Annotated in this window: 9 protein-coding genes; 4 read left to right on the forward strand and 5 right to left on the reverse strand. The window is 37.3% G+C overall.

What is annotated here, in order from left to right; translation table 11 throughout:
• Positions 1-60: 60 nt before the first annotated feature.
• A complete protein-coding gene (locus Q0Y84_RS07765; protein WP_297952404.1) occupies positions 61-2,082 on the reverse strand; it encodes a KUP/HAK/KT family potassium transporter in 2,022 nt (673 codons plus the stop codon).
• 278 nt (positions 2,083-2,360) lie between these two features.
• The gene (locus Q0Y84_RS07770) at positions 2,361-2,795 is read right to left on the reverse strand and encodes a hypothetical protein (protein WP_013085710.1); all 435 of its coding nucleotides are present in this window, start codon (positions 2,793-2,795) and stop codon (positions 2,361-2,363) included.
• Positions 2,796-2,986: 191 nt separating this feature from the next.
• Between Q0Y84_RS07770 and Q0Y84_RS07775 the strand changes: the two genes are divergently transcribed.
• Both Q0Y84_RS07775 and Q0Y84_RS07780 read left to right on the forward strand, forming a co-directional pair.
• The gene (locus tag Q0Y84_RS07775; RefSeq protein WP_005721691.1) at positions 2,987-4,066 is read left to right on the forward strand and encodes an NB-ARC domain-containing protein; all 1,080 of its coding nucleotides are present in this window, start codon (positions 2,987-2,989) and stop codon (positions 4,064-4,066) included.
• 67 nt (positions 4,067-4,133) lie between these two features.
• A complete protein-coding gene (locus Q0Y84_RS07780; protein ID WP_013085713.1) occupies positions 4,134-4,340 on the forward strand; it encodes a hypothetical protein in 207 nt (68 codons plus the stop codon).
• A gap of 144 nt (positions 4,341-4,484) precedes the next feature.
• Here Q0Y84_RS07780 and Q0Y84_RS07785 read toward each other — a convergent pair whose 3' ends face one another.
• The 3 genes from Q0Y84_RS07785 to Q0Y84_RS07795 all read right to left on the reverse strand — a co-directional run bounded on the left by Q0Y84_RS07785 (position 4,485) and on the right by Q0Y84_RS07795 (position 5,646).
• Entirely contained in the window at positions 4,485-4,859 is a 375-nt protein-coding gene (locus tag Q0Y84_RS07785; protein WP_023488853.1) for a type II toxin-antitoxin system PemK/MazF family toxin, read from the reverse strand.
• Entirely contained in the window at positions 4,846-5,121 is a 276-nt protein-coding gene (locus tag Q0Y84_RS07790) for a hypothetical protein (RefSeq protein ID WP_005721688.1), read from the reverse strand. Before Q0Y84_RS07790 ends, Q0Y84_RS07785 begins: the two co-directional genes overlap by 14 nt.
• A gap of 105 nt (positions 5,122-5,226) precedes the next feature.
• Positions 5,227-5,646 carry a hypothetical protein gene (locus Q0Y84_RS07795; protein WP_297952417.1) on the reverse strand — a complete coding sequence of 140 codons (420 nt, stop codon included), beginning with the start codon at positions 5,644-5,646 and terminating at the stop codon, positions 5,227-5,229.
• A gap of 152 nt (positions 5,647-5,798) precedes the next feature.
• Between Q0Y84_RS07795 and Q0Y84_RS07800 the strand changes: the two genes are divergently transcribed.
• Both Q0Y84_RS07800 and Q0Y84_RS07805 read left to right on the forward strand, forming a co-directional pair.
• Positions 5,799-6,014, forward strand: a complete 216-nt coding sequence (locus tag Q0Y84_RS07800; RefSeq protein WP_195922191.1) for a DUF1659 domain-containing protein — start codon at positions 5,799-5,801, stop codon at positions 6,012-6,014.
• 35 nt (positions 6,015-6,049) lie between these two features.
• Complete coding sequence (locus Q0Y84_RS07805; protein WP_005718399.1) at positions 6,050-6,322, forward strand: DUF2922 domain-containing protein; 273 nt, start codon at positions 6,050-6,052, stop codon at positions 6,320-6,322.
• The last annotated feature ends 428 nt before the right edge of the window (positions 6,323-6,750 follow it).

Here is a 6,750-nt window from a genome sequence, read left to right on the forward strand (position 1 = left end):
ATTAATAAATTTTTTGCACTAAAAAAGGCTCCCTGTTGGGAGTCTTTTTTAGTTTAGTAATTATTTAGTTTTAGCTGTCGAGTAATCCTTTGGCTTAATCCGCTTAATGTAAGATGGATTTGGTTGACCAAGGATTAATGGTACACGCTCGATTACGGTATCGGCGTATTCTAAGCCGAACCAGGAAGCTGGGTTAGAAGACAAGTTTTGCAAGCGAACCCGTGCTTCCACAAGCCATTTTTCATAGCCAACTAATTGTGTTTGCGGACTAATTACGTCTTGAACAATAACGAAGGCAAAGTCACCAACATCACGACCTGGGGTAGTAGTGTATTCTTGCGGTTGGGCTTCAATTGTCCCGTCAGCAATTAAGTCATGAACGATCTGACGAATGTAGACATTCACACTAGTTTGCTTCTTAAAGCCGAGGTAGAGCTGAATGTTAATTACGTTCTTAGTACCGTAAGTGTTAACAGCATATTCAGCGGTAAATGGTTCGTTGGTTACGTTAACTGTGACGAACCAGTATGCCTTAGCTCGTTTAGGCCGTTTGTCCAAAATTGAGTACAAGATTTCACGTTTGATGAACTTGTTGTACTTAACATTAGCCGTGTAAACCAAGTTAGTGGCATAAGTTGGATAATTTTCATCATGACTTAAGTTCGTTAACATATCAGTATATTCATCTAAGCGAACATAAGCATTTCTAGATTCACGTTTATCGCGGATCTTGTTACCGTAGTACCAAACATACATAACAAAGCCGATCACACCGGCGATGAATAGTGATACGTAACCACCGTGAGTGAACTTGGTTAAACTTGAAATCATGAACATAATGTCAAGAACGCCGAAGAAGATCAAGAAGATCCAATTCCAAACCATGTGGACTTTCTTAAGGACTAACCATTCATAAAGCAGAATAGTCGTTGCGAGCATTGAGATCGTAATTGAAAGACCATAGGCTGCTTCCATGTGAGCCGAAGTTTGGAAATATAAAACAATGGCGATGGTTGCAAGACAGATTCCTTTGTTAATTGAAGGAATGTAGATCTGGCCTTTTTCATTTGATGGATAATCAATGTTCATTCTTGGCAAGAACTTAAGTCCACTGGCTTCAGCAACTAAAGTGAAGGAACCAGTGATCAAGGCTTGTGAAGCAATAACAGCAGCAACAGTAGCCAAAATAATGGCAAACAATCTGATGTTAATTGGAATCATTTCATAGAATGGATTAAGCACACCGCCGTCAGCTGGACGGAAGGTTGGATTGTTTAAAATCCAAACTCCTTGACCGAAGTAGTTGAGTGATAAACAAACAAAGACAAATGGCCAAGAACCAATGATGTTGCTCTTACCAACGTGGCCGACGTCTGAATACAAGGCTTCAGCACCAGTAGTAGCCAAGAAGATTGATCCTAAGATAAAGATTCCGGCCTTGTTGTAAGGACTGAACAAGAGCTTAATAGCATAAACTGGATTGATGGCTTCTAAAATTGACCAGTCACCAGCCATGTTGATGATCCCCATGAGTCCTAAGAAGGCGAACCAAACAAACATGATCGGACCAAAAGCTTTACCAATGATGCTAGTTCCCATTCTTTGAATTGAGAACAGAATCAGCAGGATTACTACCGTGATGAGGATGACCATCTCTTGAGTGGAAACAGGAACATTGCCGCCGAATTGGAGCCCTTTTAACCCTTCAATCGCAGTTGTTACAGTAACAGCTGGCGTTAAAGTACCATCGGCTAAGATTGCGGCCCCACCAATTAAGGCTGGCAAAACTAGCCATTTAGCACGCTTTCTAACCAAGGTATAGAGGGCAAAGATACCACCTTCACCATGGTTGGTAGCCTTTAGGGCAATCAGCACTGTTTGCAAAGTGGTAAGCAGGGTTACAGTCCAAAGAACTAGGGAAATAGAACCCACGATAAAATCACGGTTTACATTTCCGATCCCGCCGTTGCCTTCAACAATCGACTTCATAACATAAAGTGGACTAGTACCAATATCACCATAAACAATCCCAATGGCGATTAGCAAGCCAGCCGCGCTCATACGTTTTGACTTATTATTCATTTATAAAAATCTCCCACAAATAAATTGTAGCTTTAACAAAAAAAGAAAATGCCACTATGACATTTTCCCTTGTTGTACCTATTTTCGTCTATTTTGCTGGACAATGCAAGCTAGATTTATTAGAAATTGTAAAAAGAGGGAGGTAAGTGTGATGAAATCGGGCTTTGTTTATTAAGGGTGTTCGATATAACTGACAAAATTTGCATTTTTTGTCAGTTATATCGAACACCTTTGAAACAAAAATAAAAGGCTCCCAATCGGGAGCTTTTTGATATAAATTATGAAAGTGATGAAGGAATCTTAGTACGTTGGTCTTCGTCCCATTTTTCCCATGCTTCATAAGTAAGCATTTCTTCTGGCTTAACACCAGTCTTTTCTTCCATGGTCTTAAGCAAGTCCTTAAAGTTGTAGTCGTGGTATTGTAACACATGATCAACCAACTTCTTGCGTGGGAAGTGGATGTTGTTTAAAACATAGCGATTGATATCAACCATGTTGTGATTTTCATCGTAAAGGTTGATAACTTCAAGATCGTCTTCATCGAATTCAGCGATGTAGAAGTTAGCGAAGACCTTTAAGTAATCAGGTTGTTCTTTGAATTCTTCCTGTGGCATAGTAGTCCTGTTAGCTTCTGGCATTACGACTTTAAGGTCGTCGTTTTCTTCATTTTCTTTATCAGCTTGAGCTTGAGCGTTCTTTTCTTCTTCAGTCAAAGTTGTTACCCCTTTATTTATAAATAAATAGATACAAAGTCAATAATAATTTTACAGACTTCTACAAATAAAAGCAAATAGAAGTGGTTGAGAGATGCAAAAGTATAGAAGTCAGTTTTGATTAGTAAAATGGAGTAAAATGAAGTAAAATATAAATGTAAAAAGTAAAATGAAGTAAAATGAGGAAAAATATGTATAATGAAAATCCTTTTGATGCTGAATTTGGCGGGATCCCAGAGCTATATCTTGATTTTAATGATGATGCAGTTAAATTTGCTCAAAGAGCCCATCGTCTCAAGAAACATCCAACTTATTCTCTCTTTATTACAGGGGTACGAGGTTCAGGAAAAACAGTTTTTATGAACAAAGTGGGTAAAGAACTAAAAAAATATAAAGATACTATGGTAGTCACTTTGCACAATTCTGATGATCTTTTTCGAATGATGTATATCAAGCTAGTGCCTATGCTAGATAAAATCAAAAAATGGACGCCATCAATTTCTATTAAAGTTCCTTTTGTATCAGTAGATTTCACTGAAGCAAATGAAAAGCATGATGAAATATATTATAAAGTAGAAATTAACAAGATTCTTAAAGCTTTGAACAAAGTGGGGATTCGTGTTGCATTTTGTATTGATGAAGTGTCAAATACACCCACAATTCAAAAATTGGCTGAGGAATTCAACGACTGGAGCCTAAATAACTATCAAGTTTCAGTGATTATGACCGGACTATTAAGTGAAGTGGCGGAACTATCAGGCACACATAATTTAACCTTCTTGGTTCGGGCGGATAGGTTTCACGTCTCTAAACTATTTGCGTCGTCAATTGCCAGAACTTACATGGATGTATTAGACATAACAGCTAAGCAAGCAGAAATTTTGGCAGATATGTCAAAAGGCTATGCTTATGCATTTCAATTGATCGGAGATTTGATGTATGAAAATTTGAGTCAAAAGATGACGTTTGAAAAAGCTTTGGAATATACTAAACTTAGATTCCGTGATGTACTTTTCAACCAAGCGTATGATGTAATTGCTCATGAATTAACGGATGTGGATTTTCAATTTTTGTACGCTATGGCGCAAGATAATAGTATTAGTTCAATTATTAGGACTATGCAAAAAAGTAAGCAGTATGTTAATAGCTATCGTGCAAAATTAATTAAATATGATCTAATTAAGCCAATAATTAGGGGAAAGGTCGGTTTTACCTTACCTTTGTTTAGAGATTTCATTCAAGCAAAGTATGATGAACTTAATTGGGGCTAGAATTATTGAAAAAATTCGACAGAAAATCACAGAAATGAACGCAGATCCAATTTGGAGGGATACTATTATGGACTATGAGACTAAGCTAGCTGAAGAGCGTGAATACGGTGAAGAAAAAGGAATTTTAAGTGCAACAGTGAATGCAATTAAGAAGATCATTCGTCGTAACCGAAGCTATGGTGTATCAGATTCCAAAACTTTGGAGGATCTGACAGAAGACTACCATGATTCTGTTTCCCGGGATCAAATTGAACAAATGATGAAAGAAGCCTAGGTCTAATGAAAATAGCCGCTACTCAATGTGAGTAACGGCTATTTTTTACTTCTCGTCATCATCGGAGCTAGAACTTGCGGCAGATGATTGACTGCTGCTTGAGGAAGCTGCGCTGGATTGGTTGATGGATGATAATTTAAGTAATTATTCTTTTGAAAAAATATTTCTTACTTGTTGGAGTAAATTATCGAATTCTGTTGATTCTTTTATGTGGCCGATTATTTTTCCATGACGGGCAATGAAATCATACGATAGCATTTGAAATAATAATGCATCTCCATTTGTGTGACTAGCATAATCTAGCACATAGAATCTAAATGGATCATCTGTAATATGGTTATGAGTAATTGCTAGTCCTATTACTAATCCAGACTTTTTAGTGTAAGCATGTCTGCTAACTACTAAATAGCGTCTACGAATATTTCCTTTTTCAGGATCATGTCCACCCATTTCGTGACCAGCATGTGGTTCAGCATCGATCATTATTATGTCACCTTGATGGACATCAATCCTTCTCATTTGCTAGTTCCTTTCCGACAGGTTTGACTTCTCTAGGATTGTATCCTAATTCTTGGTATTCTCGCTTTATTTCAGTATCATAATCATAATCGTCATAAGCGGGGTCTGACCATAAATCATAATTGTTTTTAGCAATTCTTTTGTATACAATATCACCGTTTTTATTTACATCAACAGAGAATTCTGTATTAAGTGGAACTTTGATAGTACTTGGAATGGTAAGCACTATTGAATTTCCTTGTTTTCTAGCCTTGACTACCATGATAAGCCCTCCTTATGCTAAAAATATTTTATTATTTAAGTATATACTGTGAATACAGTGAGCACAAACAAAAAAGAGCCAAAAATTGGCTCCTTTTTCGTTCAATTACTTACTATCATCATTAGCAGCAGAGCTAGAACTTGCGGCAGACGATTGACTGCTGCTTGAGGAAGCTGCGCTGGATTGGCTGCTAGATGATTGTTTCTGCTGGTCATCACTTGAAGAAGATGAAGAACTTGATTGATCATCTGACTTCTTGCTGGATGAGCTGGAAGTCTTGGATTGCTCTTTGTCCTTATCAGATGATGACTTGGCAGAATCATCCTGACTAGAATTATCCTTGTTAGAATCTGCATCAGAATTATTAGATTTTTGCTGGTCAGGATCAGCGTTCTTTTTATTGGAATTATTATAGGAAGTATTATTGTGCGTTTGAGTGTTGGCATGGCTAATGTAAGCACCGGCGCCACCTCCACCTAAGATGAACATCGCAGCAATAACACCCCAAAAGACCAATTTCTTCATAATAATACAACTCTCCTTATTTTTAGAAAAAAATATTAACGAATTTGAGCCAATTGGTGACTTTGAATCGTTAGTTATAGTGTAAGACATCTGGCCGGCAGGTTGATTACAAAATACTCAATTTTAACTAATTATTAAGAGGTAGGAAGAACATGAATTACGAATTAACTGAACAATCAATCCAATATGTATTTGGCAACAAGAAGTATAAGAATGGGCAAAAGACCCGCAATTTGAAGAACGTGAAGACTGGCGCTAAGGCAGATGAGTTGCAAAAGGTGGGTCAAGCAATTGCTAGTTTGCAAGAAGACTCATTTGATGAAGCATACTTAGTGCAGAAGTCACGTCTTGTGCCAGCAGCTGAATAAATTAACGAACATAAATATAGGAAATAAGGAGAGAAATGATGGCAAAAACTACTAAGACTATGAAGTTAACTTTCTTGAACGGAGAAAAGAAGAAAATTAGTATTACATTGGGGGATGCAGTCGATAATCTAACTGCGGATCAAGTGCGCGGTGCGATGAATACGATTGCGGAAGCCAATGCATTCGAGAAAGACGGTGTTGCATATTATCACACTCCTCAATCAGCTGCATACATTGAACGCACTGTTACTGATATCTTTAATGATTCAGCAGAATCTGCAGTTGAGCCTGCAGCTAAGCAAGACTAATCTGGACTTGCTTGACCAACTAATTAGCTTGGTCAAAAGGCTCAGGAGAAAATATCGCAAGATGTAGAGTTCACACTTAGACCTTTAACAGAAATCGTATAGTAATATTACTTTTTCAATTGATTTTGTTACATCGTTGTAAAATTTAAGAAAAAGTAAAGAAACAGTAAAGCGGGCGTATGCTCGCTTTTTCTTGTTGTGTCTAGGATTACGGCATTTTGTTATTTTAGATTTGTGTGAATGGTATTGGGATAGGGAATAGGTGAATTATTACAAAAGCAAGATTATAGTCAATTTAACTTGCTATTTTTTCAAGAGGTTAGTACAATATGAATCGTGGTAAGTAATAGGACGTGCTTCAGGCGTGTCGCCTGTACGCATGCTGATCCTTCAGCAATGACTACTACCTCATGAGAGTTATAAACTCA

The sequence above is a fragment of the uncultured Lactobacillus sp. genome (assembly GCF_947367125.1).
Classification (GTDB): domain Bacteria; phylum Bacillota; class Bacilli; order Lactobacillales; family Lactobacillaceae; genus Lactobacillus.

What these genes read in the sequence shown, in the direction of transcription:
- Q0Y84_RS07800 (WP_195922191.1), top strand. Translation starts at nt 5,799, where the DNA reads ATGAATTACGAATTAACTGAACAATCAATCCAATATGTATTTGGCAAC.
- Q0Y84_RS07795 (WP_297952417.1), bottom strand. Translation starts at nt 5,646, where the DNA reads ATGAAGAAATTGGTCTTTTGGGGTGTTATTGCTGCGATGTTCATCTTA.
- Q0Y84_RS07780 (WP_013085713.1), top strand. Translation starts at nt 4,134, where the DNA reads ATGGACTATGAGACTAAGCTAGCTGAAGAGCGTGAATACGGTGAAGAA.
- Q0Y84_RS07805 (WP_005718399.1), top strand. Translation starts at nt 6,050, where the DNA reads ATGATGGCAAAAACTACTAAGACTATGAAGTTAACTTTCTTGAACGGA.
- Q0Y84_RS07775 (WP_005721691.1), top strand. Translation starts at nt 2,987, where the DNA reads ATGTATAATGAAAATCCTTTTGATGCTGAATTTGGCGGGATCCCAGAG.
- Q0Y84_RS07790 (WP_005721688.1), bottom strand. Translation starts at nt 5,121, where the DNA reads ATGGTAGTCAAGGCTAGAAAACAAGGAAATTCAATAGTGCTTACCATT.
- Q0Y84_RS07785 (WP_023488853.1), bottom strand. Translation starts at nt 4,859, where the DNA reads ATGAGAAGGATTGATGTCCATCAAGGTGACATAATAATGATCGATGCT.
- Q0Y84_RS07765 (WP_297952404.1), bottom strand. Translation starts at nt 2,082, where the DNA reads ATGAATAATAAGTCAAAACGTATGAGCGCGGCTGGCTTGCTAATCGCC.